This is a genomic window from Photorhabdus sp. CRCIA-P01 (assembly GCF_003545805.1).
In the GTDB taxonomy this organism is placed as follows: Bacteria; Pseudomonadota; Gammaproteobacteria; order Enterobacterales; family Enterobacteriaceae; genus Photorhabdus; species Photorhabdus antumapuensis.
Genome location: NZ_NMQR01000032.1, coordinates 19,897 through 44,220, shown reverse-complemented (window position 1 = coordinate 44,220; position 24,324 = coordinate 19,897). Strand labels below are relative to the sequence as shown.

At 44.3% G+C, this 24,324-nt stretch carries 27 protein-coding genes; 25 read left to right on the top strand and 2 right to left on the bottom strand.

Going from position 1 to position 24,324, the window contains the following annotated elements; all coding sequences use genetic code 11:
* Positions 1-75: 75 nt before the first annotated feature.
* The 23 genes from D3222_RS17190 to crcB all read left to right on the top strand — a co-directional run bounded on the left by D3222_RS17190 (position 76) and on the right by crcB (position 22,364).
* Positions 76-1,053 (top strand): PhoH family protein, encoded by a 978-nt coding sequence (locus D3222_RS17190; RefSeq protein WP_198672848.1) that lies wholly within the window; start codon positions 76-78, stop codon positions 1,051-1,053.
* Positions 1,050-1,517 carry an rRNA maturation RNase YbeY gene (ybeY, locus tag D3222_RS17185; protein WP_118987246.1) on the top strand — a complete coding sequence of 156 codons (468 nt, stop codon included), beginning with the start codon at positions 1,050-1,052 and terminating at the stop codon, positions 1,515-1,517. The genes D3222_RS17190 and ybeY overlap by 4 nt, the downstream gene beginning before the upstream one ends.
* Positions 1,518-1,589: 72 nt before the next feature.
* Positions 1,590-2,471 (top strand): CNNM family magnesium/cobalt transport protein CorC, encoded by an 882-nt coding sequence (corC, locus tag D3222_RS17180; RefSeq protein WP_118987245.1) that lies wholly within the window; start codon positions 1,590-1,592, stop codon positions 2,469-2,471.
* A gap of 7 nt (positions 2,472-2,478) precedes the next feature.
* Positions 2,479-4,008 carry an apolipoprotein N-acyltransferase gene (gene lnt, locus D3222_RS17175; protein WP_118987244.1) on the top strand — a complete coding sequence of 510 codons (1,530 nt, stop codon included), beginning with the start codon at positions 2,479-2,481 and terminating at the stop codon, positions 4,006-4,008.
* Between the two features lie 124 nt (positions 4,009-4,132).
* Complete coding sequence (locus D3222_RS17170; RefSeq protein WP_118987243.1) at positions 4,133-4,594, top strand: carboxymuconolactone decarboxylase family protein; 462 nt, start codon at positions 4,133-4,135, stop codon at positions 4,592-4,594.
* A gap of 451 nt (positions 4,595-5,045) precedes the next feature.
* Complete coding sequence (locus D3222_RS17165) at positions 5,046-5,939, top strand: amino acid ABC transporter substrate-binding protein (protein WP_118987242.1); 894 nt, start codon at positions 5,046-5,048, stop codon at positions 5,937-5,939.
* Between the two features lie 133 nt (positions 5,940-6,072).
* Positions 6,073-6,813 carry an amino acid ABC transporter permease gene (locus D3222_RS17160; RefSeq protein ID WP_118987241.1) on the top strand — a complete coding sequence of 247 codons (741 nt, stop codon included), beginning with the start codon at positions 6,073-6,075 and terminating at the stop codon, positions 6,811-6,813.
* Positions 6,814-7,488 (top strand): glutamate/aspartate ABC transporter permease GltK, encoded by a 675-nt coding sequence (gene gltK, locus D3222_RS17155; protein WP_118987240.1) that lies wholly within the window; start codon positions 6,814-6,816, stop codon positions 7,486-7,488.
* Positions 7,488-8,213, top strand: a complete 726-nt coding sequence (locus D3222_RS17150) for an amino acid ABC transporter ATP-binding protein (protein ID WP_118987239.1) — start codon at positions 7,488-7,490, stop codon at positions 8,211-8,213. Before gltK ends, D3222_RS17150 begins: the two co-directional genes overlap by 1 nt.
* A 163-nt stretch (positions 8,214-8,376) precedes the next feature.
* Positions 8,377-10,959 carry a leucine--tRNA ligase gene (gene leuS / locus D3222_RS17145; protein WP_118987238.1) on the top strand — a complete coding sequence of 861 codons (2,583 nt, stop codon included), beginning with the start codon at positions 8,377-8,379 and terminating at the stop codon, positions 10,957-10,959.
* Between the two features lie 13 nt (positions 10,960-10,972).
* Entirely contained in the window at positions 10,973-11,521 is a 549-nt protein-coding gene (lptE, locus tag D3222_RS17140) for an LPS assembly lipoprotein LptE (protein ID WP_198672843.1), read from the top strand.
* Positions 11,518-12,558, top strand: a complete 1,041-nt coding sequence (gene holA, locus D3222_RS17135; RefSeq protein ID WP_118987236.1) for a DNA polymerase III subunit delta — start codon at positions 11,518-11,520, stop codon at positions 12,556-12,558. Before lptE ends, holA begins: the two co-directional genes overlap by 4 nt.
* Positions 12,542-13,219 carry a nicotinate-nucleotide adenylyltransferase gene (nadD, locus tag D3222_RS17130; RefSeq protein ID WP_118987235.1) on the top strand — a complete coding sequence of 226 codons (678 nt, stop codon included), beginning with the start codon at positions 12,542-12,544 and terminating at the stop codon, positions 13,217-13,219. Before holA ends, nadD begins: the two co-directional genes overlap by 17 nt.
* A 98-nt stretch (positions 13,220-13,317) precedes the next feature.
* Complete coding sequence (gene rsfS / locus D3222_RS17125; RefSeq protein WP_191214694.1) at positions 13,318-13,644, top strand: ribosome silencing factor; 327 nt, start codon at positions 13,318-13,320, stop codon at positions 13,642-13,644.
* A gap of 2 nt (positions 13,645-13,646) precedes the next feature.
* Complete coding sequence (rlmH, locus tag D3222_RS17120; protein WP_118987234.1) at positions 13,647-14,117, top strand: 23S rRNA (pseudouridine(1915)-N(3))-methyltransferase RlmH; 471 nt, start codon at positions 13,647-13,649, stop codon at positions 14,115-14,117.
* A 39-nt stretch (positions 14,118-14,156) separates the two neighbouring features.
* Positions 14,157-16,052 (top strand): peptidoglycan DD-transpeptidase MrdA, encoded by a 1,896-nt coding sequence (mrdA, locus tag D3222_RS17115; protein ID WP_118987233.1) that lies wholly within the window; start codon positions 14,157-14,159, stop codon positions 16,050-16,052.
* 8 nt (positions 16,053-16,060) lie between these two features.
* Entirely contained in the window at positions 16,061-17,173 is a 1,113-nt protein-coding gene (gene mrdB, locus D3222_RS17110) for a peptidoglycan glycosyltransferase MrdB (protein ID WP_118987232.1), read from the top strand.
* 13 nt (positions 17,174-17,186) lie between these two features.
* On the top strand, positions 17,187-18,185 hold the full coding sequence (rlpA, locus tag D3222_RS17105; RefSeq protein ID WP_118987231.1) for an endolytic peptidoglycan transglycosylase RlpA: 999 nt from the start codon (positions 17,187-17,189) through the stop codon (positions 18,183-18,185).
* 161 nt (positions 18,186-18,346) lie between these two features.
* Positions 18,347-19,558 (top strand): D-alanyl-D-alanine carboxypeptidase DacA, encoded by a 1,212-nt coding sequence (gene dacA, locus D3222_RS17100; RefSeq protein WP_118987254.1) that lies wholly within the window; start codon positions 18,347-18,349, stop codon positions 19,556-19,558.
* A gap of 157 nt (positions 19,559-19,715) precedes the next feature.
* A complete protein-coding gene (gene ybeD / locus D3222_RS17095) occupies positions 19,716-19,979 on the top strand; it encodes a DUF493 family protein YbeD (RefSeq protein WP_011145617.1) in 264 nt (87 codons plus the stop codon).
* A 131-nt stretch (positions 19,980-20,110) separates the two neighbouring features.
* Positions 20,111-20,752, top strand: coding sequence for a lipoyl(octanoyl) transferase LipB (lipB, locus tag D3222_RS17090; protein ID WP_198672847.1), 642 nt, complete (start codon positions 20,111-20,113; stop codon positions 20,750-20,752).
* Between the two features lie 110 nt (positions 20,753-20,862).
* Positions 20,863-21,828 carry a lipoyl synthase gene (lipA, locus tag D3222_RS17085; protein WP_118987229.1) on the top strand — a complete coding sequence of 322 codons (966 nt, stop codon included), beginning with the start codon at positions 20,863-20,865 and terminating at the stop codon, positions 21,826-21,828.
* Positions 21,829-21,989: 161 nt separating this feature from the next.
* The gene (gene crcB / locus D3222_RS17080; protein WP_118987228.1) at positions 21,990-22,364 is read left to right on the top strand and encodes a fluoride efflux transporter CrcB; all 375 of its coding nucleotides are present in this window, start codon (positions 21,990-21,992) and stop codon (positions 22,362-22,364) included.
* A 76-nt stretch (positions 22,365-22,440) separates the two neighbouring features.
* On the opposite strand, the gene cspE is transcribed toward crcB, so the two are convergent.
* Both cspE and D3222_RS17070 read right to left on the bottom strand, forming a co-directional pair.
* Complete coding sequence (gene cspE / locus D3222_RS17075) at positions 22,441-22,650, bottom strand: transcription antiterminator/RNA stability regulator CspE (protein WP_157975347.1); 210 nt, start codon at positions 22,648-22,650, stop codon at positions 22,441-22,443.
* A 218-nt stretch (positions 22,651-22,868) separates the two neighbouring features.
* Entirely contained in the window at positions 22,869-23,330 is a 462-nt protein-coding gene (locus D3222_RS17070; protein WP_118987226.1) for a methylated-DNA--[protein]-cysteine S-methyltransferase, read from the bottom strand.
* A 331-nt stretch (positions 23,331-23,661) separates the two neighbouring features.
* Between D3222_RS17070 and nrdH the strand changes: the two genes are divergently transcribed.
* Positions 23,662-23,892, top strand: a complete 231-nt coding sequence (nrdH, locus tag D3222_RS17065; protein WP_118987225.1) for a glutaredoxin-like protein NrdH — start codon at positions 23,662-23,664, stop codon at positions 23,890-23,892.
* Between the two features lie 13 nt (positions 23,893-23,905).
* Complete coding sequence (gene nrdI, locus D3222_RS17060) at positions 23,906-24,322, top strand: class Ib ribonucleoside-diphosphate reductase assembly flavoprotein NrdI (RefSeq protein WP_198672846.1); 417 nt, start codon at positions 23,906-23,908, stop codon at positions 24,320-24,322.
* Positions 24,323-24,324: the final 2 nt, after the last annotated feature.

The following is a 24,324-nucleotide window of genomic DNA, read 5'->3' as shown; positions in this document are numbered from 1 at the left end:
TCAGTGACTCAACAAATTCATTCACAAATAGCAACCCAGGAAATTTTCCTCGAACCCGCCGACAATCAGCGCCTAATGAGCCTGTGTGGTCCGTTTGATGATAATTTGAAGCAGCTTGAACGCCGACTAGGTATTGAAATTAACCGTCGTGATAACCGTTTTAAACTGATGGGTAAACCGCTGTGCATTAGCGCAGCCACCAATATCCTACGGCATTTATATGCGGAAACTTCCCCTGTCCGTGGGGTAATCCCTGATATCAAGCCAGAACAGATTCATCTGGCAATTACCGAGAGCCGGGTTCTGGAGCAAACCGCCGAGAGCATGCCCGAATACGGTAAATCCGTTAATATTCGCACCAAACGCGGCATGGTGAAACCACGTACGCCCAATCAGGCACAGTATATTGCCAATATTCTTAGCCACGATATTACATTCGGGATCGGTCCTGCTGGCACAGGAAAAACTTACCTGGCCGTTGCTGCTGCGGTTGATGCACTGGAACGACAAGAGATTCGCCGTATCCTGCTAACCCGTCCGGCCGTAGAAGCGGGCGAAAAATTGGGTTTCCTACCGGGTGACCTGAGCCAAAAAGTGGATCCGTACTTGCGCCCACTCTACGACGCGTTGTTTGAAATGCTAGGTTTTGAAAAAGTTGAGAAGCTGATCGAACGTAACGTTATTGAAGTTGCCCCATTAGCTTATATGCGAGGACGAACCCTGAACGACGCTTTTATTATTCTGAATGAGAGCCAGAACACAACCATCGAACAAATGAAGATGTTCCTGACCCGTATCGGTTTCAACTCCAAAGCGGTTGTTACCGGTGACGTTACGCAGATTGACCTGCCCCGTGGGCAGAAATCCGGCCTACGTCATGCCATTGAAGTTCTATCAGGCGTCGGTGAGCTGAGTTTCAACTTTTTCCACAGTGATGATGTTGTCCGTCACCCGGTGGTTGCCAAAGTCGTCATTGCCTATGAAGAGTGGGAAGCAACCGAGCAAAAACGCAAACAGACACTCGGTGAACAACGCAAGCAGGAAGCACAATGAGTTCAGTCATACTTGATTTACAAATTGCTTGTGAACATGCCAAAGGTCTTCCTGAAGAAACCCTATTCCAGCACTGGCTGGATGGGGTTTTACCTCAATTTCAATCTGAAAGTGAAGTCACTATTCGCATTGTTGATGAGGCAGAAAGCCACGATTTAAATCTGACCTACCGTGGTAAAGATAAGCCAACAAATGTGTTATCTTTCCCATTTGAAGCTCCACCAGAGGTTGATTTACCCCTGCTTGGCGATTTAATTATCTGTCTTCAGGTCGTTGAAAAAGAAGCGGAGGAGCAACAAAAAACAATAGAAGAACATTGGGCCCATATGGTTGTGCACGGCTGCCTGCATCTGCTGGGCTATGACCATATCAAAGATGATGAAGCGGAAGAAATGGAATCTTTGGAAACAGAAATTATGCAAAAGTTAGGTTACGCTGACCCCTATCTTGCAGAAAAAGAGTAACCATTCGTACCATTTTTATGCTAAAAAATACCGACAATAACTTATTTAATGGGAAATTTTCATTAAAACTCCATGAGCGACGACCATCCTTCAAGTAACGACAACCCTAGCCCTAAGAAAGGGTTTTTCACTCTTCTTCTTAACCAACTTTTTCACGGTGAGCCAAAAAGCCGTGATGAACTGGTGGAACTGATCCGTGACTCTGAACAAAACGATCTGATTGATCCTGATACCCGCGATATGCTCGAAGGGGTAATGGATATTTCCGATCAGCGTGTCCGCGATATCATGATCCCCCGTTCTCAAATCGTTACCTTAAAACGTAATCAAACCCTGGACGAATGTCTGGATGTGATTATCGATTCGGCTCACTCCCGTTTCCCTGTGATCAGTGAAGACAAAGATCATATTGAAGGGATTTTAATGGCAAAAGACCTATTGCCATTTATGCGCACCGATGCCCCACCATTCAGCATAGATAAGGTTCTGCGTCAGGCTGTCGTTGTACCTGAAAGTAAACGGGTTGACCGCATGCTGAAAGAATTCCGTTCTCAACGTTATCATATGGCAATCGTCATTGATGAGTTTGGTGGTGTATCGGGTCTGGTCACTATTGAAGATATTCTTGAACTGATCGTCGGTGAAATTGAAGACGAATACGATGAAGAAGAAGATGTCGATATTCGTGCCTTGAGCCGTCATACCTATACGGTACGAGCGCTGACTCAGATTGAAGACTTTAATGAAGCCTTTAGCACCCAATTCAGTGATGAAGAAGTGGATACTATTGGCGGTCTGGTTATGCAGGCATTCGGTCATTTACCCGCCAGAGGAGAGTCCATTGATATCAACGGCTATCTCTTTAAAGTTGCCATGGCCGATAGCCGAAGGATTATTCAGGTTTATGTTACGATACCGGACGATGCGCCAATACCTAACCTTGAAGAAGAATAGAGTCTGGATGAACAAAGTCTCATTATTAAATTGCCAGCGGCTTCGTGCCTTGCTGGCACTCTCTTTCGGAGCCAGTGGAACACTGGCTTTTTCACCTTTTGGCTTCTGGCCTGCCGCCATTATCTCCTTATTTGGGCTGCAACTTCTGACTTTAAACAGAACACCCCGACAAGCGGCATTGATTGCCTTTTGTTGGGGATTCGGTCTGTTCGGCAGTGGTACAAACTGGGTGTATGTCAGTATTGCTAATTTCGGTGGCATGCCAACCGCAGTCAATATTCTACTGGTCATATTACTGGCCGCCTATCTCTCGCTCTATCCTGCTTTATTCGCTGGCTTACTCAACCGTTTCTTCGCAAAAACGAACGGGTTGAGGCTGGCTGTAGCAGCACCTGCATTATGGCAACTCACCGAATTCCTGCGAGGCTGGATTCTAACCGGTTTCCCTTGGCTACAATTCGGCTACAGTCAATTAGATGGTCCAATGAGAGCCATTGCACCAATTTTGGGTGTTGAGGCCATCACTTTCCTGTTAATGGCTCTCAGCGGGTTATTCGTTCTGGCCGTCATACATCGGAAAATAGTCGCTGGTATTATCGCTGTCGCTATTCTGCTATTACCGTGGTCAATACGCCATTATCAGTGGTACAGCCTACTACCTGAAAAAACTGTTGATGTCGCGCTGGTTCAGGGAAATATTCCACAATCCCTGAAATGGGACCCTAAAATGCTCAACGAAACTATGGACATCTACATGGACAATAGCCTGCCATACATCGGAAAAATGCCGATAATCATCTGGCCGGAGTCTGCTATTCCCTCATTGGAAAGTTATCAACGCCACTTTCTAACAAAATTGGATGAGCTGTTACGCAATCAACATACCAGCCTTATTACCGGTATTGTCGATGAAAGAACTATTGGCGGCAGTGATAAGATCTATAACAGCGTGATTGTCCTTGGTGATAAAATACCTTACCAATATCCTGCGGCCATCCGCTACGATAAATATCATCTGGTACCCTTCGGCGAGTTTGTTCCTCTGGAGTCTCTATTCCGGCCTCTAGCGCCATTCTTCAACTTACCCATGTCTTCATTCAGTCGTGGCAACTACATTCAACCACAGCTTTCTGTTGCAGGATATAACCTGACGGCTGCTATTTGTTATGAAATTATACTGGGTGAACAGGTTCGTGCGAATTTCAAACCGGATACCGAATTCTTACTCACGGTTTCCAATGATGCTTGGTTTGGTGGTTCAATCGGCCCCTGGCAACATTTCCAAATGGCGCGCATGCGTTCCCTCGAATTAGGACGCCCATTACTACGTGGTACCAATAACGGCATTACAGCCGTTATCAGCCCGGACGGAAAAGTGCAAGCAGCACTCCCACAATTTACCCGTAATGTTTTGGTAGCTAAAGTGACACCTGCAACCGGGATAACACCCTATGCACGCTGGGGTAACTGGCCGGTATGGGGAATCACGGTATTGTTTACCCTATTTGCACTGATCTATAACCGTCGGCAATCTTAATCCAAATATCCATACAAACAAAAGGGAGCGAAATGAAATAGCTCCTTTATATCATGCAGAAGCAAATTAACTTTCAATCCATTTTTTCATTCAATCGATAGAAAAAACAAAGGAGTAACAAGTTATGCAAACAAACCGTCCGCAGCCAGCGGAAATTTCACCAGAACTTTATAGCGCGGTAGCCAAGGTCGATGAATTAACTTACAAATCAACCCTCGGTAAAGAACTTATCGAACTCGTCAAGGTAAGAGCTTCCCAAATCAATGGCTGTGCCTTTTGTCTTAATATACATTCCAAAGCTGCCCGTAAAGCAGGAAGCAGCGAGCAAAAACTCTATCTCCTGAGCGCCTGGAAAGAAGCCACTATTTTCACATCACGGGAACGTGCCGCTTTAGGTTGGACAGATGTTTTATCCCGGATTGCCGAAATTGAAGCAAATGATGAACATTACACCCCATTATTGGCTGAATTTGATGAAAAAGAGATTGTCGATTTGACGTTATTGATCGGCCTTATCAATCTCTGGAATCGTCTGGCAATTGGTATGAAATATACTTTGCCCAATCCCACCATTGATCCCTCCTGATACAATCCGGCATGGTTATTCTGTAATAACTCCAAACAACTGTCACTGATAGTTAACCATGCCAATCCTCAATGATTTATGTTACAAAAATAATCTGATTGAATGATTTATTGGCCTTAATTTTAGCCCTCTTTATTATTTTGGCATGCTAATTGCTGTTATCTCTATGAATGAAAAGGGAAATAGCTGTTTCACTAATAAAAACGGGAAAATGCACCAGAAAAGTGATAATCACCCACCTTAATTGTGCAAGATAAGTAGGATTGTTCATTTATAGTGCGAGATAGCTCCCGAAATAGAAACAATTCATTTTCATTATCTAACCCTTTTGTACTATTTTTTAACACTATATATACATATAGCAGCAAATGATCCTCGATTAAAAACAAATCACAGAGAGACTTTTGCAAACACAACATCGCAAACGATAGCCACATTAAAGGAGTTGTATATGCGTATGCGTAACTTAGTATTAACCATGATGTTACTTGGCATGGCGGGGGCTACTCAGGCCGAAGAATTAACGGGAACACTGAAAAAGGTTAAAGACGGTGGTGTGATCATTGTGGGACATCGTGAATCCTCCGTACCTTTTGCTTACTACGATAACCATCAAAAAGTCGTCGGCTACTCTCAGGATTATTCTAATCTGATTGTTGAAGCAGTGAAGAAGAAACTGGACATGCCAAATCTGCAAGTAAAATTGATACCCGTGACTTCGCAAAATCGCATCCCATTGCTACAAAATGGAACTTATGATTTCGAATGCGGTTCCACTTCCAATAACCTTGAACGTCAGAAACAAGTCACTTTCTCTAACTCCATCTTCATTATTACTACGCGTTTGCTGACTAAAAAAGGTTCCGGTATCAAAGACTTCCCAGATTTAGCGGGTAAAAATGTCGTTGTCTCGGCAGGTACGACTTCTGAAATATTGCTGAATAAACTCAACGATGAGAAAAACATGAAAATGCGCATCATCAGTGCAAAAGATCATGGTGACTCATTCCGTACTCTGGAATCTGGCCGTGCAATCGCCTTTATGGTGGATGATGCACTACTAGCAGGTGAACGCGCCAAAGCGAAAAAACCTGATCAGTGGGAAATTGTTGGTACACCTCAGTCTAGAGAAGCCTATGGTTGTATATCACGCAAAGACGATCTTCAATTCAAGAAGCTGATCGATGAGACCATTGTTCAAGCGCAAACCTCCGGAGAGGCTGAGAAATCATTTGAGCGCTGGTTCAAACACCCGATTCCGCCCAAGAACCTGAATCTGAATTTCTCTTTGTCTGATGAAATGAAAGCACTATTTAAATCGCCAAATGATAAGGCGCTTGACTAGAAATATAATTAAAAAAATGACTATTTGATTGGCATCACAGGGTGCGAGGTGGCCGTTCCCTACCTCGCTTTTTTTTCTCAGCCAATCAATCGTTTTCAGGGGATTAAGCTACACCCTAACAGGGAGTATTATTATGTCAATCGATTGGAATTGGGGCATCTTTTTGCAAGCTGCTCCTTTCGGCAATACGACTTATCTAGGCTGGTTGATAGCTGGATTTCAGGTGACGATTGCCTTGTCTATCTGCGCCTGGATTATCGCTTTCATTGTCGGCTCACTGTTCGGCATCTTACGCACTGTTCCCAATAAAATATTATCTGGGATAGGTACCTGTTATGTTGAGCTCTTTCGTAACGTACCACTGATAGTTCAATTTTTTATCTGGTATCTGGTTGTACCTGAACTACTGCCAGAAAATATCAGTCTGTGGTTTAAAACTGAACTGGACCCTAATATTCAATTTTTTCTCTCATCCACTATCTGTTTAGGTCTTTTCACCGCTGCACGGATGTGTGAGCAGGTTCGTGCCGCCATACAATCACTACCACGCGGTCAAAAATCGGCAGGGCTAGCAATGGGGCTAACCCTGCCACAAACCTATCGCTATGTCCTATTACCCAATGCCTATCGAGTGATCATTCCACCCATGACGTCAGAAATGATGAATCTGGTAAAAAACTCCGCCATCGCCTCCACTATTGGTCTGGTAGATATGGCAGCACAAGCAGGTAAGTTACTTGATTACTCAGCACATGCTTATGAAACATTTACGGCGATTACACTAGCCTATATCGGAATCAATCTGGTGATTATGCTTGCCATGCACTTGCTTGAGAAAAAAATGCGTTTACCGGGTAACATTGGAGGTCAATAAATGTACGAGTTTGACTGGAGTTCGATTATCCCCAGTATCCCATTTCTGCTACAAGGCTTAGTCATTACAGCAAAAATCACGATTATTGCTGTTATTGTCGGTATTCTCTGGGGAACCGTACTGGCCGTTATGCGCCTCTCTTCTGTAAAAGTACTGAGTTGGTTTGCCACTTTATATGTCAATCTGTTCCGTTCTGTGCCACTGGTTATGGTACTGTTATGGTTCTATCTGATTGTGCCTAGCCTAGTGCAGAACGTTCTGGGGATTTCTCCGAAAACAGATATTCGTTTAATTTCAGCCATGGTCGCATTTGCCTTTTTCGAAGCGGCTTATTATTCAGAAATTATCCGAGCGGGAATTCAGAGTATCTCCCGTGGGCAATCTTCAGCGGCATTGGCATTGGGTATGACACCAATGCAAAGTATGAGACTGGTTATCCTACCTCAAGCATTCCGTGCGATGACCCCGCTGTTGCTGACACAGGGTATCGTACTGTTTCAAGACACCTCATTGGTGTATGTGCTCAGTCTAGCGGACTTTTTCCGGACTGCGGCAAATATCGGTGAGCGTGATGGCACTCAGGTCGAAATGATCCTATTTGCTGGTTTGGTTTATTTTATTATTAGTATTGCCGCATCTATGCTGGTTAATTATTTGAAGAAAAGGACTGTTTGATGATCTCCCTGAAAAATGTATCCAAGTGGTATGACCAATTTCAGGTTCTCTCCGACTGCTCAACCGAAGTTAAAAAAGGTGAAGTCGTTGTGGTCTGTGGCCCATCTGGCTCAGGCAAATCTACCCTGATAAAAACGGTCAATGGTCTGGAATCCATCCAACAGGGTGAAATTCTGGTTAATGACATTAAAGTTAATGATAAAAACACCAATCTGGCACAACTACGTTCTAAAGTCGGCATGGTATTCCAGCATTTTGAACTGTTCCCCCATCTATCCATCATTGAGAATTTAACTCTAGCGCAGATTAAAGTGCTTAATCGTGATAAAAAAGCAGCGGAAGAAAAGGGGTTGAAATTACTTGAACGCGTTGGGCTTGCCAGTCAAGCGAATAAATTCCCGTCTCAACTTTCCGGTGGTCAACAGCAACGTGTAGCAATCGCCCGTGCTCTTTGTATGGACCCGATTGCCATGCTATTTGACGAACCTACCTCCGCACTCGACCCTGAAATGATCAATGAAGTGCTCGATGTCATGGTTAAACTCGCAGATGAAGGGATGACCATGATGGTTGTTACTCACGAAATGGGCTTCGCCCGTAAAGTAGCCAACCGAGTTATCTTTATGGATGAAGGCAGAATTGTTGAAGATAGCAAAAAAGAAGATTTCTTTGCGAATCCAAAATCAGATCGCGCCAAAGAATTTCTAGCTAAAATTCTTCACTAAACACCCGCTTGCTCCCGGTGGGGATGCCTGTCACCACCGGATTTTCCCTCATAACCTCTGTTGCTGGCGTATCAAATCAGATATGCTATGCCGACCTCATATTTTACCAACTAAATGATTGCTACAAGCGTAGCTTTTTACTCACCATAGGATCATCGGTGCCATGCAAGAACAATACCGTCCAGAAGATATAGAGCCGCAAGTTCAGCTTCACTGGCAAGAGAAGCAAACTTTCAAAGTGACAGAAGACAACAGCAAAGAAAAATATTACTGCCTGTCCATGCTACCTTACCCTTCTGGTCGACTACACATGGGCCATGTACGCAACTACACTATTGGCGATGTTATCTCCCGCTATCAGCGTATGCTTGGCAAAAATGTCTTGCAACCTATCGGTTGGGATGCATTTGGCCTGCCCGCAGAAGGCGCCGCGGTCAAAAACAATACCGCACCTGCTCCGTGGACCTATGCCAACATCGAATATATGAAAGGTCAGTTGAAAACACTGGGCTTTGGTTACGATTGGGATCGTGAAGTCACAACTTGTACCCCGGAATATTACCGTTGGGAACAATGGTTCTTCACCAAATTGTATGAAAAGGGCCTGGTTTATAAAAAAACCTCCGCAGTTAACTGGTGCCCCCACGATCTGACCGTCCTAGCTAATGAACAAGTGGTCGATGGCTGCTGTTGGCGTTGTGACACTAAAGTTGAACGTAAAGAAATTCCACAATGGTTTATCAAAATCACTGATTATGCCGAAGAGTTGTTAAACGATCTGGATACGCTGGAAGAGTGGCCTGAACAGGTCAAAACCATGCAGCGAAACTGGATTGGCCGCTCCGAGGGAGTAGAGATTACCTTTGATGTAGCTGATAGTCAGGAAAAACTGACTGTTTATACCACTCGTCCTGATACGTTCCTGGGTGCCACTTATGTTGCGGTTGCCGCAGGTCATCCCCTGGCAAAACAAGCAGCAGCAAATCACCCTGAACTCGTTGCTTTCATTGATGAGTGCCGTAATACCAAAGTTGCCGAAGCAGATATGGCAACAATGGAGAAGAAAGGCATGGCAACCGGTATGTTTGCCATTCATCCATTGACCAAAGAGAAAGTAGCAATTTGGGTTGCAAACTTCGTCCTGATGGAATACGGCACCGGTGCTGTCATGGCAGTTCCCGGCCACGATCAACGCGACTGGGAATTTGCGACAAAATATAACCTGCCAATAAAAGCCGTTATTCTGGGCAGCGAAGGCAATGAACCAAACGTCCATGAAGCGCCTGTGACAGATAAGAACATCCTGTTTAATTCTGGTGAATTTAGCGGACTGAATCACGAAGATGGTTTCAATGCTATTGCTGATAAACTAGTGGAAATGGGCGTAGGTAAGCGAAAAGTCAACTATCGTCTGCGTGACTGGGGGGTTTCTCGTCAACGTTATTGGGGTGCTCCTATTCCAATGGCAACGCTGGAAGATGGCACAGTTGTTCCGGTTCCAGCAACTCAACTGCCAGTTATTCTGCCGGAAGATGTCAAAATGGACGGCATCGCCAGCCCAATTAAAGCTGATCCTGAGTGGGCGAAAACCACTATCAACGGCCAGCAAGCACTACGTGAAACAGATACCTTCGATACTTTTATGGAGTCTTCCTGGTACTACGCTCGCTACACCTGTCCAGATTATGACAAGGGCCTGCTCAATCCAGCAGCAGCTAACTATTGGCTGCCAGTTGACCAATACATCGGTGGTATCGAACATGCCATCATGCATCTGATGTATTTCCGTTTCTTCCATAAACTGATGCGTGATGCTGGCCTGGTAAATTCCAATGAACCCGCTAAGCGTCTGTTATGTCAGGGCATGGTTCTAGCAGATGCTTTTTATTACATCGGCAAAGATGGCGAAAAAATCTGGGTTTCCCCAGCTGATACTATTGTTGAGCGTGATGATAAAAGCCGTATCATTAAAGCAACGGATAAAGAAGGCCATGAGCTGGTTTATACCGGCATGAGCAAAATGTCTAAATCCAAAAACAACGGTATTGACCCACAATCGATGGTAGAAAAATATGGTGCTGATACCGTTCGCCTGTTTATGATGTTCGCTGCGCCACCAGAGCTGACGCTAGAATGGCAAGAATCCAGTGTTGAAGGGGCAAATCGCTTCCTGAAACGTGTATGGCGCCTAGTTTATGAACATAGCAGCAAAGGAGCAACTCAACCGCTAGACATCACAAACCTGACAGTGGAACAAAAGGATCTATTCCGAGATCTGCACAAAACCATTGCTAAAGTCACAGATGATGTCGGTCGCCGCCAGGCATTCAATACTGCTATCGCTGCCGTAATGGAATTGATGAATAAACTGGCCCGCGCACCACAGGAAACTGAGCAGGATCGCGCTCTGATGCAAGAGGTCCTGCTGGCAGTTGTCCGTATGTTGTCACCAATAACTCCTCATGCTTGCTTTATTATGTGGCAAGCACTGGAGGGTGAAGGTGATATTGATACAGCTGATTGGCCACAAGCTGATGAACAGGCAATGGTTGACGATACCAAGTTAGTCGTCATTCAAGTTAACGGTAAAGTGCGTGGTCGTGTTACTGTGCCAGCAGAGGCGACTAAAGAGTATGTTCATGATATGGCAGCAAAAGAGTATGGTGTGGCGAAATATCTTGAAGGCGTCACTATTCGCAAAGTCATTTATGTACCAGGCAAACTGCTGAATCTGGTCGTCGGCTGATAAAGGAGGCAATGTGCGACATCGTATTTTAACGCTATTGCTGGGGTTAGCGGTGCTGGTCACCGCTGGCTGCGGTTTCCATCTGCGCGGCACCACTCAGGTGCCAGCGGAACTCAAAAAGCTACAATTAACAAGCAGTGACCCATATGGGCCACTGGCCCGTTCCGTTCGCCAACAGCTTCGTCTGAATAACGTCACTATCCTTGAGGATAATAGCGCTGATGTTCCTGTTTTGAAGTTAATTGGCTCTTCTGAAAATAAAGATACTGTCTCTGTTTTCCAAGATGGTAAGGCGGCAGAACGCCAATTGACATTAAATGTCGATGCTCAGGTTATTATGCCAGATGGTAGCGTATACCCGCTGCAATCCAGGGTTGACCGCTCTTTTTTCGACAATCCATTAGAGGCCCTGGCGAAAGATGCTGAAAACGAGATAATCAATCAGGAAATGCGTGAACAAGCAGCTCGCCGGTTAGTTCGCCAGTTATTGACCGTTCACAACGCAGAAAAGCAGAAAGCCAGAGAAAAACAGGTGGGACAGCAAGCTGCGCAAGCACAATGATCAAACTCTATCCCGAACAACTGATTTCGCAGCTCAATGAGGGGCTGCGAAACTGTTATCTGATATGGGGTAATGAACCCCTACTATTACAGGAAAGCCAGGATCATATCCGCAAGGCTGCTGAAAAACAGGCTTTCACTGAACACTTCACCTATACGCTGGATAATCACACCGAGTGGGATGAGATATTCAATATTTGTCAGTCATTAAGTCTGTTTGCTAGCCGTCAAACACTCACTTTACTACTGCCGGAAAATGGCCCTAACGCAATCATAGCCGAACAACTGCTGAAACTGGCAGGACTACTTCACCCAGATCTACTGCTAATAGTACGTGGTTTGAAATTGACCAAGGCTCAGGAGAACAGTAACTGGTTCAAGATACTAGGAAAAAACGGTGTTTATGTCAGTTGTCAGACACCCGAACAGAACCGTCTGCCACAATGGGTTGCACAACGGGCCAAAGCCATGAAATTGATGCTGGAAGAACAAGCTAATCAACTACTGTGTTATTGTTATGAAGGAAATTTACTGGCGTTAACTCAGGCACTTGAGCGACTCTCACTGCTATACCCAGACGGTAAACTGACCTTACATCGTGTCGAAAATGCGGTGAATGACGCGGCTCACTTTACACCCTATCACTGGGTAGACTCGCTATTATCAGGTAAAGCAAAACGAGCCTGGCATATTCTGAAACAGTTAAAACAGGAAGATTGCGAAGCTGTTATTCTATTACGTACCGTACAGCGTGAATTATTGCTGCTACTCACGCTGAAACGTCAAAGTACCACAACCCCGATGAAAACCTTGTTAGATCAGCATCGGGTATGGCAAAACCGCCGTCCATTACTGACAAGCGCACTGCAACGTCTCACTCAACATGATTTGCAGCGAGCAATTCATTTACTTGTACAGATGGAACGCCAGATCAAACAGGATTACGGCCAGTCTATTTGGTCAGATTTAGAAACGCTTTCCATGCTGTTATGTGGAAAAACCTTACCTGAGAGCTTTTTTAATGCCTCATACCATTGATTCTACTTGCTCGAAACAACCCGTTATTCAAGCATTATTTGGTGGAACATTCGATCCCATCCATTACGGGCACTTACAGCCAGTTGAAACCCTGGCATATCAAACTGGCCTGAAGCAAGTGATTTTACTACCAAATCACGTCCCCCCACACCGCCCACAACCGGAAGCCACTGCACAACAGCGGCTTGAAATGGTACAGCTGGCAGTACAGGATAACCCACTATTTACCGTCGATAAGCGTGAACTGGAGCGCACTACCCCCTCTTACACAATTGATACGCTAGAATCATTCCGTCAGGAAATTGGTAACAAACAACCACTAGCATTTATAATCGGCCAGGATGCTTTGTTATCACTGCACACTTGGCATCGTTGGCAAGAACTGTTGAGTTTCTGCCACTTGCTGGTTTGTGCTCGGCCCGGTTATCAAACTCAGCTTTCCACAACCGAAATGCAACAATGGCTTACAAAACATCAAATCCGCGATCCAAGCCAGCTTGGCAGTAAACCTAATGGTTATATCTATCTGGCAGATACACCTCTGCTACCGATCTCAGCAACAGACATCCGTCAACGCCACCAGCAAGGGTTAAGTTGTGACGATTTACTCCCCCTTTCAGTACAGAAGTATATAGATTCACAGGGGTTATATCGCCAATAGCGAAATCTACCTCGATTAGTCACTTAGTTGGCTTACCCTTAAGTGACCTGACATGCTATTATTCCGCACTATTTAATCAATTGTGATAAAAAATAAGGATGAGCCTTTTGCAAGGTAAAGAACTCCAACAGTTTGTTATTGATAAGCTTGAAAACTCCAAAGCACAGGATATTGTTTCCCTTGATGTCCAAGGGAAATCCAGTATTACCGATTGCATGATTGTCTGCACCGGAACTTCCAACCGCCATCTGATGTCTGTCGCAGATAATCTGGTTGATGACTGTCGTGCGAGCGGCCTGATCCCACTTGGCGTTGAAGGACAAGGCGTATCTGATTGGATTGTCGTAGACCTCGGTGAAGTTATCGTACATGTCATGCAAGAAGAGAGCCGCCGCATGTACGAACTTGAAAAGCTCTGGAGCTGAGTTTGAGGCTGCAATTAATCGCTGTAGGTACAAAAATGCCGGACTGGATACAGGCCGGCTTTACAGATTATTTGCGTCGTTTTCCCAACGACATGCCATTTGATCTGATAGAAATTCCGGCTGGCAAACGGGGCAAAAATGCGGATATTAAACGCATTCTGGAAAAAGAAGGCGAACAAATGCTGGCCGCTGTCGGCAAAGGCAGTCGTATTGTTACCCTGGACATTCCGGGTTCCCGTTGGGAAACGCCTCAACTGGCGCAACAGCTTGAATATTGGAAACGGGATGGTAGAGATGTCAGTTTGTTGATAGGTGGGCCCGAAGGTCTCGCTCCGGCATGTAAAGCTGCCGCAGAACAAAGCTGGTCACTGTCACCACTGACCTTACCCCATCCTCTGGTCCGAGTTTTGGTTGCGGAAAGCCTGTACCGGGCATGGAGTATTACGACCAATCATCCCTATCATCGGGAATAATTTGGTTATCAACGGATAAAAGCGAATTCTGGCAATGGGATGAAGAATAAACGTACTCCTTTTCGTGATTATACGGCTGAATCAGCCCTATTTGCTCGCCGCGCATTGGTGGCGTTTATTATCATCCTGGTACTGACTGGTATCCTGGTTGCCAATCTTTACCATTTACAAATCACCCGCCACGAAGACTATCAAACCCGTTCAAACGAAAACCGTATTAAACTGGTTCCAATTGCGCCAAGCCGCGGTATCATCTATGATCGCAACGGTACGCCATTGGCACTTAATCGAACTATCTATCAGTTAGAAATCATACCTGAAAAGGTAGAACACCTTGAGCAAACGCTGAATGATTTACGTAATGTTATCGATCTGACTGACGAAGATATTGCCAACTTTGAAAAAGAGCGTAAACGCTCGCGCCGCTTTACCTCTATTCCATTGAAAACTTCACTTGATCATATTCAAGTAGCACGCTTTGCCGTTAACCAATATCGTTTCCCTGGTTTTGAAATAAAAGGCTACCAACGCCGCTTCTATCCTTATGGTTCAGCACTGACACATATCATCGGCTATGTTGCTAAAATTAATGATAAAGATGTAGAACGATTGGATAAAGAAGGTATTTTACCTAATTACGCAGCTACCCATGATATCGGCAAACTGGGTATTGAACGCTATTATGAAACTATTTTACACGGCAAAACGGGTTATGAAGAAGTCGAAGTGAATAACCGAGGCCGGGTGATTCGCCAATTACATGAACAACCACCACAGGCCGGACAAGATATTTACCTCACTATCGATCTCGAATTGCAGATTTACATTGAGAAACTCCTCACAACCAGCCGTGCCGCGGTCGTTGTCAGTGATCCACGTAATGGGGAAATTCTGGCACTGGTATCTAACCCAAGCTATGATCCAAACCTATTCGTAAACGGTATCTCCAATAAGAACTACCAGGAGCTATTAAACAATCCTGATAGGCCGCTTATTAATCGTGCTACTCAAGGAATCTATCCTCCAGCTTCGACAGTGAAACCTTTTATTACCGTTGCAGCACTCAGTACAGGCGTTATCAATAAAAATACCACCATTTTTGATCCGGGTTGGTGGCAATTACCGGGTTCAGAAAAACGCTACCGTGACTGGAAACGTTGGGGACACGGTAGTCTCAATGTACATAGAGCCATTGTAGAATCGGCGGATACTTTCTTCTATCAAGTTGCCTATGATATGGGAATTGATCGTCTGTCTGAATGGATGACCAAGTTTGGCTATGGCGAATATACTGGAATCGACCTAGCCGAAGAACGCACCGGTATCATGCCTACCCGCGAATGGAAACAAAGAAAATATAAAAAACCTTGGTATCAAGGAGATACCATTCCTGTGGGTATCGGCCAGGGATATTGGACAGCAACCCCCATTCAAATGGTAAAAGCGCTAATAACCTTAATTAACGACGGTAATGTAAAAACACCACATCTTCTGCTAAGCAAGAAGCTGAAAGGTGAGATGATCCCTTATCAACAAATAGAAAATATTCAGATCGGTGATATCCATTCAGGATATTGGGAATTGGCAAAAAGCGGCATGTACGGTGTTGCTAACCTGCCAAACGGTACCGGCCACAAAAGTTTTATCGGTACGCCTTATAAAGCCGCGATCAAATCGGGAACAGCACAGGTCTACAGTTATGAAACCTACAATGCCAGTAAAATTGCTGAGCATTTACGGGATCATAAGCTGATGATCGCTTTCGCTCCTTATGAAAATCCGACAGTAGCCCTTTCCATTATTTTAGAGAATGGTGGTGCAGGTCCAGCAGTGGGAACTCTTGTTCGCCAAATCCTCGACCATGTACTATTAGGGGATAACAACACAACATTGCCGAATGCTGTCCCTACACCTCCCGGAACAGAAAGTGACTGATTAACACCATGACAGAAAACCAAAAAAGGGTTCCTCTCTGGACCAGATTACATATCGACCTACCATTACTCCTGTGCATTTTGGCATTGCTGATATACAGCGCTTTTGTTATGTGGAGTGCCAGTGGTCAAGATATGGGTATGATGGAGCGCAAAATTAGCCAAATTGGTGCTGGGCTGGTTGTCATGCTCATCATGGCGCAAATTCCACCAAGAGTTTATGAAAGCTGGGCGCCCCATCTCTATATTGTTTGTGTCATTTTACTGATTTTTGTTGATGCTTTCGGGCAAATAAGTAAAGGTGCCCAACGCTGGCTGGATTTAGGAATCATCCGCTTCCAACCTTCTGAAATTGCCAAAATAGCCGTACCACTGATGATCGCACGCTTTATGAACCGCGATTTATGTCCCCCATCACTGAAAAATACGACTATCGCTCTGATGCTCATTTTTCTGCCTACTTTACTGGTTGCCGCTCAGCCAGACCTGGGGACTTCAATTCTGATCGCGGCTTCTGGCCTGTTTGTCTTGTTCCTTTCGGGCATGAGTTGGCGGTTGATCGGTATCGCAGCTCTACTGTTAGCCTGTTTTATCCCCATCTTGTGGTTCTTCCTGATGCATGGCTATCAGCGCGATCGCGTCATGATGCTACTTGATCCAGAAAGTGATCCTCTTGGTAAGGGTTACCATATTATTCAATCAAAAATCGCGATTGGATCTGGTGGTTTATCAGGTAAAGGCTGGCTATTAGGAACACAATCTCAATTGGAATTTCTGCCAGAACGTCATACAGATTTCATATTTGCCGTACTGTCGGAAGAACTTGGTTTGATTGGCGTACTACTGTTATTAACATTATATATGTTATTAATTACGCGTGGGCTGGTTATCGCAACCAGAGCACAGAACACTTTTGGCCGGGTTATGGTTGGCGGCCTAATGTTAATTCTATTTGTTTATATCTTCGTCAATATCGGCATGGTGAGTGGTGTCCTGCCTGTAGTAGGCGTTCCTTTGCCATTTGTCAGTTATGGCGGCTCAGCGTTAATCGTCTTAATGGCGGGTTTCGGCATTATCATGTCGATTCACACACACAGAAAATTGTTGTCCAAAAGTTTATAGAGAAGAGGTTTCAATGCGTCAACACTGGCTTATACTCGGCATGATTGCAGCCCTGCTATCTGGCTGTACTGCTCCTGACAAACCAAAACCTTCCCCGTTACCAGCAGTACCAACGCAGGATGTTCTGGGTGCAGAACCTCGCTATGAGCCTTATCATCCTAGCGCCAATAATGATTATCAGATGAACGGACATACTTATCACATTGTGCAAGCCCCCTCTCAGTTTAGTGAGACAGGTTATGCTAGTTGGTACGGTGAAGAATCTAGCGGTAAAATGACCGCAATTGGTGAACGTTTTAATCCTTATGCTCTGACAGCTGCCCACCCTACCCTGCCAATTCCAAGTTATGTCCGTGTGACCAACTTGAGCAATGGCCGCATGATGATTGTTAGAGTCAATGACCGTGGTCCTTATAAACCAGGGCGAATTATCGATCTATCGAAGGCTTCCGCTGAGCGGTTAAACCTGACTCAAAGTACCAAAGTTAAGGTTGATTTTATTGAGGTTGCCCAGGATGGTTCTGTATCGGGTCCCGGTACCATTGGCAGCCAGATAGTTAAACAAAGTTACGCTCTACCGGGTAGACCAACGCTGACAACCAGCCCATTAGGAACACCAACAATGGAGAATGTCCCTGATCAGACTGGCAGCCAGCCCTTAACAAATCAGCCGATGAAACTGACGGTACAACCGGAAGCGACTGAGCAACTACCCGCAATGAAGCTACAACCACCTAAACCTGTTACAAACAGTACTTCAATAGTCACAACGCCAACAACCGTATCAGCAAATAGTTTTATGGTTCAGGTTGGCGCTGTTAGCAATGAGCAACGAGCAAAAGAGTGGCAACAAACACTGGAGCAACGCTTTAATGTTCAAGGACGCGTAACTCAATATAGTAACGTTTATCGTGTACAATTAGGGCCATTTAACAATCGCCAGCAAGCTGCCGATTTACAACAAAAACTGGCTGACCAGATACAACAATCTTCTTTTATCGTCAGTCCCTAATCGTTCTCTTACTGATATCTCACTTTGATTCAGATATCAGTAAGAGGAGTAAAAAAATGTAAACCTAAGTCTTGTCAAAATTTGGCAATGTCAGTATTTTTTTCATTTGCTATGATGTGGCTCGATATCAACCTTTTCTCACGGATGTTGTCAAACTAACCATGAAATATACAACCACTTCTCGTTTTATAAAAAGCGCCACCTTGGGTATTGCGCTGACAATAAGTGCTTCTGCCTTTGCCAATGGGAATGATGTCAACCTGAAAACGATGATCCCAGGCGTGCCTCAGATTGATGCGGAAGCTTATATCCTTATCGACTATAACTCAGGCAAAGTGCTGGCTGAGATGAATGCAGATGCACGCCGTGATCCTGCCAGTCTGACAAAAATGATGACCAGCTATGTTATTGGTCAAACAATTAAATCAGGCAAAATCCACCCAAATGATATGGTCACTGTTGGCACTGACGCATGGGCAACCGGTAATCCGGTATTTAAAGGCTCTTCCCTGATGTTCCTCAAGCCAGGCGATCAGGTCTCGGTTTCTATGTTATCCCGCGGTATAAACTTGCAATCCGGTAACGATGCCTGTGTTGCAATGGCAGATTATGTTGCCGGTAGCCAAGAGTCTTTCGTTAATTTAATGAATGGTTATGTGAAATCGCTTGGATTACAGAATACGAATTTCAAAACCGTTCATGGTCTGGATGCAGAAGGCCAATACAGCTCTGCCCGTGACATGGCATTGATTGGTCAAGCGCTGATCCGTGATGTTCCTGAAGAGTACACCATCTATAAAGAGAAAGAGTTTACCTACAACAATATCCGCCAGACAAACCGTAATGGCTTATTGTGGGATAAGAGCCTGAATGTCGATGGTATTAAAACCGGTCACACTAGTGCAGCGGGCTATAACCTAGTCGCTTCTGCAACGGAAGGCGATATGCGGCTGATTTCCGCAGTATTAGGCGGCCACACTTATAAAGGCCGAGAAACAGAAAGTAAAAAACTGCTGACCTGGGGTTTCCGTTTCTTTGAAACTGTTGTGCCTCTGAAAGCAGGTAAAGAATTCGCTTCTGAACCAGTCTGGTTTGGCGATAATGATAGGGTTCAGTTAGGTGTTGATAAAGATGTTTATCTGACTATTCCCCGTGGTCGTCTGAAAGATCTGAAAGCCAGCTATGTCGTGAATAACAGTGAATTACATGCACCACTGGCGAAAAATCAAGTCGTAGGTACTATCAACTTTCAACTTGATGGCAAGACTATTGAACAGCAGCCTTTAGTCGTCATGAATGAAATAAAAGAAGGCAGCATCTTCGGCCGCTTTATCGATTACATCAAGCTACTATTTCATCATTGGTTTGGCTAATTCTTGAGATAATTAATCGATAAACAGAGCCAATCAAAGCGAATCGGGCTATCGCCCGATCGCAATAAGCATCTCCGCGTTTTAAGGCGGAGGAAAGTATCAAATTTTACAGCAGAAACTGACCATACGTATCGCGGAAAGCAAAACAGGAGCGCCCATGAAAACGAAATTAAATGAACTGCTTGAGTTCCCTTGTTCATTCACTTACAAAGTGATGGGCTTGGCAGAGCCTGAGCTCGTCAATCAGGTCGTTGAAGTGGTTCAACGTCATGCGCCGGGCGATTACTCTCCACAAGTGAAGCCAAGCAGCAAAGGTAACTACCACTCAGTATCCATTACTATCAATGCGACTCATATTGAACAAGTAGAAACGCTGTATGAAGAGTTAGGTAACCTTGAATTGGTACGGGTAGTATTGTAATACGCACTAGAGAAATCCCCTATAATTTCGCAGGGGATTCTTTATCTATCAGGAATACCACAGTTTCAGGTGCACTAAACTGGTGAGAACCTCTTCTGAGGGTTATACTGACCAAATCTTATAGCTATCAAATAAAGTTTCAATTGCAACATAAAACGATTTTCTTACGTCAATTAGGAATACAGCCCTACGAGCCGATTTCCGATGCAATGCACTTGTTTACCGAGCAGCGAGATACTAATACTCCTGATGAAATCTGGCTGGTACAGCATCCAAAAGTCTTTACTCAAGGGCAAGCAGGTAAAGCTGAGCATTTGCTGTCCCTCGGTGATATTCCGGTTATTCAATCCGATCGTGGTGGACAAGTCACCTATCATGGCCCTGGCCAGCAGGTTATGTATGTCATGATTGACATTAAACGCGCCAAAATTGGTGTACGGCAACTGGTTACGGCGATAGAGGATACTGTCATTAAAACCCTTGCTCACTTTGGTGTGAAAGCCTATGCCCGCCCGGATGCCCCTGGTGTCTATGTCAATGAAGCCAAAATTTGCTCTCTTGGATTACGGATACGCAAAGGTTGTTCTTTCCACGGATTAGCCCTCAATATCGCAATGGATTTAGAACCCTTCCAGCGTATTAACCCTTGTGGCTATGCCGGCATGAAAATGATTCAACTCAGTGACTTAGTTCCTGGAATTGCTGTTGAACAAGTACAACCTGTTTTGGTGGAGAAATTTTGCCAGCAGTTAGGATTTAAACTGAATAGTTAAAGATGCTATAATTTTTTAACATTTTTCAAAAATTTTTTAATTGTTTATCATACAGTAGACTGAATGATAAATCTCAACCTGATGAATTTAACACTGGAACCAGCACGATTATGAGTAAACCAATTCAGATGGAACGCGGAGTTAAGTACCGCGACGCAGACAAAATGGCGCTGATCCCTGTCAAAACAGTGATGACCGAACGTACAGAAATCTTGCGTAAACCTGAGTGGATGAAAATCAAACTTCCTGCGGATTCCAGCCGCATTCAGGGCATCAAATCCGCCATGCGCAAAAATGGTCTGCATTCCGTTTGTGAAGAAGCATCTTGCCCTAACCTGGCGGAATGCTTCAATCACGGTACAGCAACCTTTATGATCCTTGGCGCCATTTGCACCCGCCGTTGCCCTTTCTGTGATGTTGCGCATGGCCGCCCAATGGCACCTGACACTAACGAACCGGTAAAACTGGCACAAACCATTAAAGATATGGCACTGCGCTACGTTGTCATCACCTCCGTTGACCGTGATGATTTACGTGACGGTGGTGCTCAGCACTTTGCTGACTGCATCTCTGCTATTCGTGAAAAAAATCCATCCATTAAGATTGAAACCTTAGTTCCTGACTTCCGGGGGCGTATGGATCGTGCACTTGAAATATTGACAGCGACACCGCCTGATGTCTTTAACCATAACTTGGAAAACGTACCCCGGGTTTACCGTCAGGTGCGCCCTGGCGCAAACTATGAGTGGTCACTAAAATTACTTGAAAAGTTTAAAGAGGCCCACCCTGATATTCCAACCAAATCGGGTCTGATGGTAGGTCTCGGTGAAACCAACGAAGAAATTATTGATGTTATGCGTGATCTGCGCCGCCACGGTGTGACAATGCTGACTCTGGGACAATATCTACAACCCAGTCGTCATCATTTACCGGTACAGCGCTACGTCAGCCCACAGGAATTTGATGAAATGAAAGAAGAAGCGTTAGCCATGGGGTTCACCCATGCCGCCTGTGGTCCATTTGTCCGTTCTTCTTATCATGCTGACTTGCAAGCCAAAGGTGAAGAGGTCAAATAACCCAGTATCTTAGTGCCTATCCAAATAGGCGTAATTGTTGCAGGCAGTTTAAACACGGACAGCGCGGAAAAACCGGAGCGTACACGTAGTACGTGAGGATTTCGAGCACTGCCCAGGTTCAAAATGGCAAATAAAATAGCCCTATTGGGTAGGCAGTTATTATGACTAATATTATTCTGGCTGTATTTATCGGAGGTGGCTTAGGCAGCGTATTACGCTGGTTTATCAGCCTCCGCCTTAATAATATTTCTTCTAATATCGCGATTGGCACCCTTACCGTTAACTGTATTGGTGCATTAATTATCGGACTAGGGTTAGCCTATTTTAATAAATCCACACACCTTGATCCGGCTTGGAAATTGATGCTGACCACCGGTTTTTGCGGAGGTTTAACAACCTTTTCCACATTCTCTGTTGAAGTTGTTTATTTGTTACTGGACGGAAAACCAGGATGGGCACTGGGAACAGTTTTGCTTAATCTTTCTGGATCATTACTGATGACCATGTTAGCTTTTGTATTGATGCATGAGCTTTAAATTAAAATTACCTACGTATCACACAAGCCAAAAAAAACCCGTTGAAATAACGGGTTTTCGAAATACGGAGTTAAAATCAGATAGCGACAACGTTTGCAGCAGATGGACCTTTAGCGCCGTCAGTGATTTCAAACTCTACTTTTTGACCTTCTGCCAAAGTTTTAAATCCGTTAGTCTGAATAGCAGAGAAATGCACGAATACGTCTTTGCTACCATCTTCTGGAGTGATAAACCCGAATCCTTTAGATTCATTAAACCACTTAACGTTACCTTTAATTTTTGACATCAAACTTACCTTTAACGTGAAAATTAAGACACAAAATCTGCGTCGCATACAGTACAGCAAATAAGTTGGCTCACTGTCTACAACCAAGATCACGAAAAGCATAATAAAATACGATAGATGTTATCTTTATTTAGTTTTATTACTAAATAATACACATATATAAATATCTATAACCTTCCCTGGTCTTTTATCACACAAATTATCTAACAAACAAATGACTAGGTTTTTTCATGTTCCAATAGCCAGCTTTTAATATTCAGGCCACCGGTATATCCCACCAATTTACCATCATGTCCAATAACACGATGACAAGGCACAATTAATGAGATCGGATTACGAGAATTAGCCATTCCTACCGCACGACAATAATTAACTGAACCTAATGCTAATGAAAGTTGCTTATAACTCCACACTTCTCCAAACGGGATCTTACATAACTGTAACCATACACGCTGCTGGAATTCAGTTCCTACTGGGTTGAGTGGAACGGAAAACTCAGTACGCTTACCCGCAAAATATCCCCGTAACTCTTTCACGCACTGCTTAGTAATATCATTTTTCACTTCAGGCGCTGTTTTTTCATCAACAAAATATAGACTGGTCACTCCCTTATCATCCGCGGTGATATGAATATACGGTTTAGGAAATCCTTTGGGTGCATCAAAATAGTGATGATACATAACCACCTCCATTGAAAAAAATATCAATCATTATAGGGATTAGAGTAAATCGTCTTTTCGACAAATTGCAATGATGAATTCAGTTGCTCCCTTACCACCGACTAGAAAACTTAAACTTGTCTGAAGGCGAAAAGCCTGCCAACAAACAGAGAATAACCAACATTGTAATTTTAATGATAGTCACTCGATGTAAAATTAACACCATATATAGTATGGTTGAAATAAAATTTCACTATATATAGTATAGTTCAAGTTATGGCCTTTAGGGAAATTATTACTCATGAACCAAATTTTGCCATTGCATGCCCACAAACTGACAAAGGAGCCGTTAATGAGCATTACCATTTATAGCAAACCGGACTGCGTACAATGCAGCGCAACCTATCAGGCGCTAAGCCGAAGAAACATTCCTTATCAGATTATCGATTTAACCGAAAACCCGCAGGCTTTAGCGGCTATCCGTACTATGGGCTACCAGCAAGTTCCTGTGGTTGTCGCGGGCACACAGCATTGGTCAGGATTTCGTCCTGATAAAATCAACGCATTAACCGAGAATTTGTAGGTTTATTATGAATATAAATCCGCTGATCTATTTCTCCAGTTCATCCAGTAATAGCCATAGATTTGTTCAGAAACTGGAGATACCAGCCCTTCGTATTCCAATAAATCAATCAGGCAGCCCATTAAACGTAGACTCTCCTTACATTTTACTGACCCCCAGTTATGGTGGTGGCAGTGCTAAAGGTGCTGTTCCACCACAAGTGATCCGGTTTCTAAATATCGTCGAAAACCGAGCATTAATCCGGGGAGTCATCGCGGCCGGGAATACAAACTTTGGCGAAGCTTACGGTATCGCTGGACGGATAATTGCAGAGAAATGCCGGATACCCCTCCTATACCGTTTTGAACTGTTGGGTACTAAAGAAGATGTACAACGGGTACACCAAGGTATTCAAAGATTCTGGCAACATGATTCATTAGAGAATATGTAATT

Excerpts from the sequence above, each read along its gene's own strand:
- D3222_RS17190 (WP_198672848.1), top strand. The coding sequence starts at position 76 with ATGAGCCTGTGTGGTCCGTTTGATGATAATTTGAAGCAGCTTGAACGC.
- ybeY (WP_118987246.1), top strand. The coding sequence starts at position 1,050 with ATGAGTTCAGTCATACTTGATTTACAAATTGCTTGTGAACATGCCAAA.
- corC (WP_118987245.1), top strand. The coding sequence starts at position 1,590 with ATGAGCGACGACCATCCTTCAAGTAACGACAACCCTAGCCCTAAGAAA.
- lnt (WP_118987244.1), top strand. The coding sequence starts at position 2,479 with ATGAACAAAGTCTCATTATTAAATTGCCAGCGGCTTCGTGCCTTGCTG.
- D3222_RS17170 (WP_118987243.1), top strand. The coding sequence starts at position 4,133 with ATGCAAACAAACCGTCCGCAGCCAGCGGAAATTTCACCAGAACTTTAT.
- D3222_RS17165 (WP_118987242.1), top strand. The coding sequence starts at position 5,046 with ATGCGTATGCGTAACTTAGTATTAACCATGATGTTACTTGGCATGGCG.
- D3222_RS17160 (WP_118987241.1), top strand. The coding sequence starts at position 6,073 with ATGTCAATCGATTGGAATTGGGGCATCTTTTTGCAAGCTGCTCCTTTC.
- gltK (WP_118987240.1), top strand. The coding sequence starts at position 6,814 with ATGTACGAGTTTGACTGGAGTTCGATTATCCCCAGTATCCCATTTCTG.
- D3222_RS17150 (WP_118987239.1), top strand. The coding sequence starts at position 7,488 with ATGATCTCCCTGAAAAATGTATCCAAGTGGTATGACCAATTTCAGGTT.
- leuS (WP_118987238.1), top strand. The coding sequence starts at position 8,377 with ATGCAAGAACAATACCGTCCAGAAGATATAGAGCCGCAAGTTCAGCTT.
- holA (WP_118987236.1), top strand. The coding sequence starts at position 11,518 with ATGATCAAACTCTATCCCGAACAACTGATTTCGCAGCTCAATGAGGGG.
- nadD (WP_118987235.1), top strand. The coding sequence starts at position 12,542 with ATGCCTCATACCATTGATTCTACTTGCTCGAAACAACCCGTTATTCAA.
- rsfS (WP_191214694.1), top strand. The coding sequence starts at position 13,318 with ATGAGCCTTTTGCAAGGTAAAGAACTCCAACAGTTTGTTATTGATAAG.
- mrdA (WP_118987233.1), top strand. The coding sequence starts at position 14,157 with ATGAAGAATAAACGTACTCCTTTTCGTGATTATACGGCTGAATCAGCC.
- mrdB (WP_118987232.1), top strand. The coding sequence starts at position 16,061 with ATGACAGAAAACCAAAAAAGGGTTCCTCTCTGGACCAGATTACATATC.
- rlpA (WP_118987231.1), top strand. The coding sequence starts at position 17,187 with ATGCGTCAACACTGGCTTATACTCGGCATGATTGCAGCCCTGCTATCT.
- dacA (WP_118987254.1), top strand. The coding sequence starts at position 18,347 with ATGAAATATACAACCACTTCTCGTTTTATAAAAAGCGCCACCTTGGGT.
- ybeD (WP_011145617.1), top strand. The coding sequence starts at position 19,716 with ATGAAAACGAAATTAAATGAACTGCTTGAGTTCCCTTGTTCATTCACT.
- lipA (WP_118987229.1), top strand. The coding sequence starts at position 20,863 with ATGAGTAAACCAATTCAGATGGAACGCGGAGTTAAGTACCGCGACGCA.
- crcB (WP_118987228.1), top strand. The coding sequence starts at position 21,990 with ATGACTAATATTATTCTGGCTGTATTTATCGGAGGTGGCTTAGGCAGC.
- cspE (WP_157975347.1), bottom strand. The coding sequence starts at position 22,650 with ATGTCAAAAATTAAAGGTAACGTTAAGTGGTTTAATGAATCTAAAGGA.
- D3222_RS17070 (WP_118987226.1), bottom strand. The coding sequence starts at position 23,330 with ATGTATCATCACTATTTTGATGCACCCAAAGGATTTCCTAAACCGTAT.
- nrdH (WP_118987225.1), top strand. The coding sequence starts at position 23,662 with ATGAGCATTACCATTTATAGCAAACCGGACTGCGTACAATGCAGCGCA.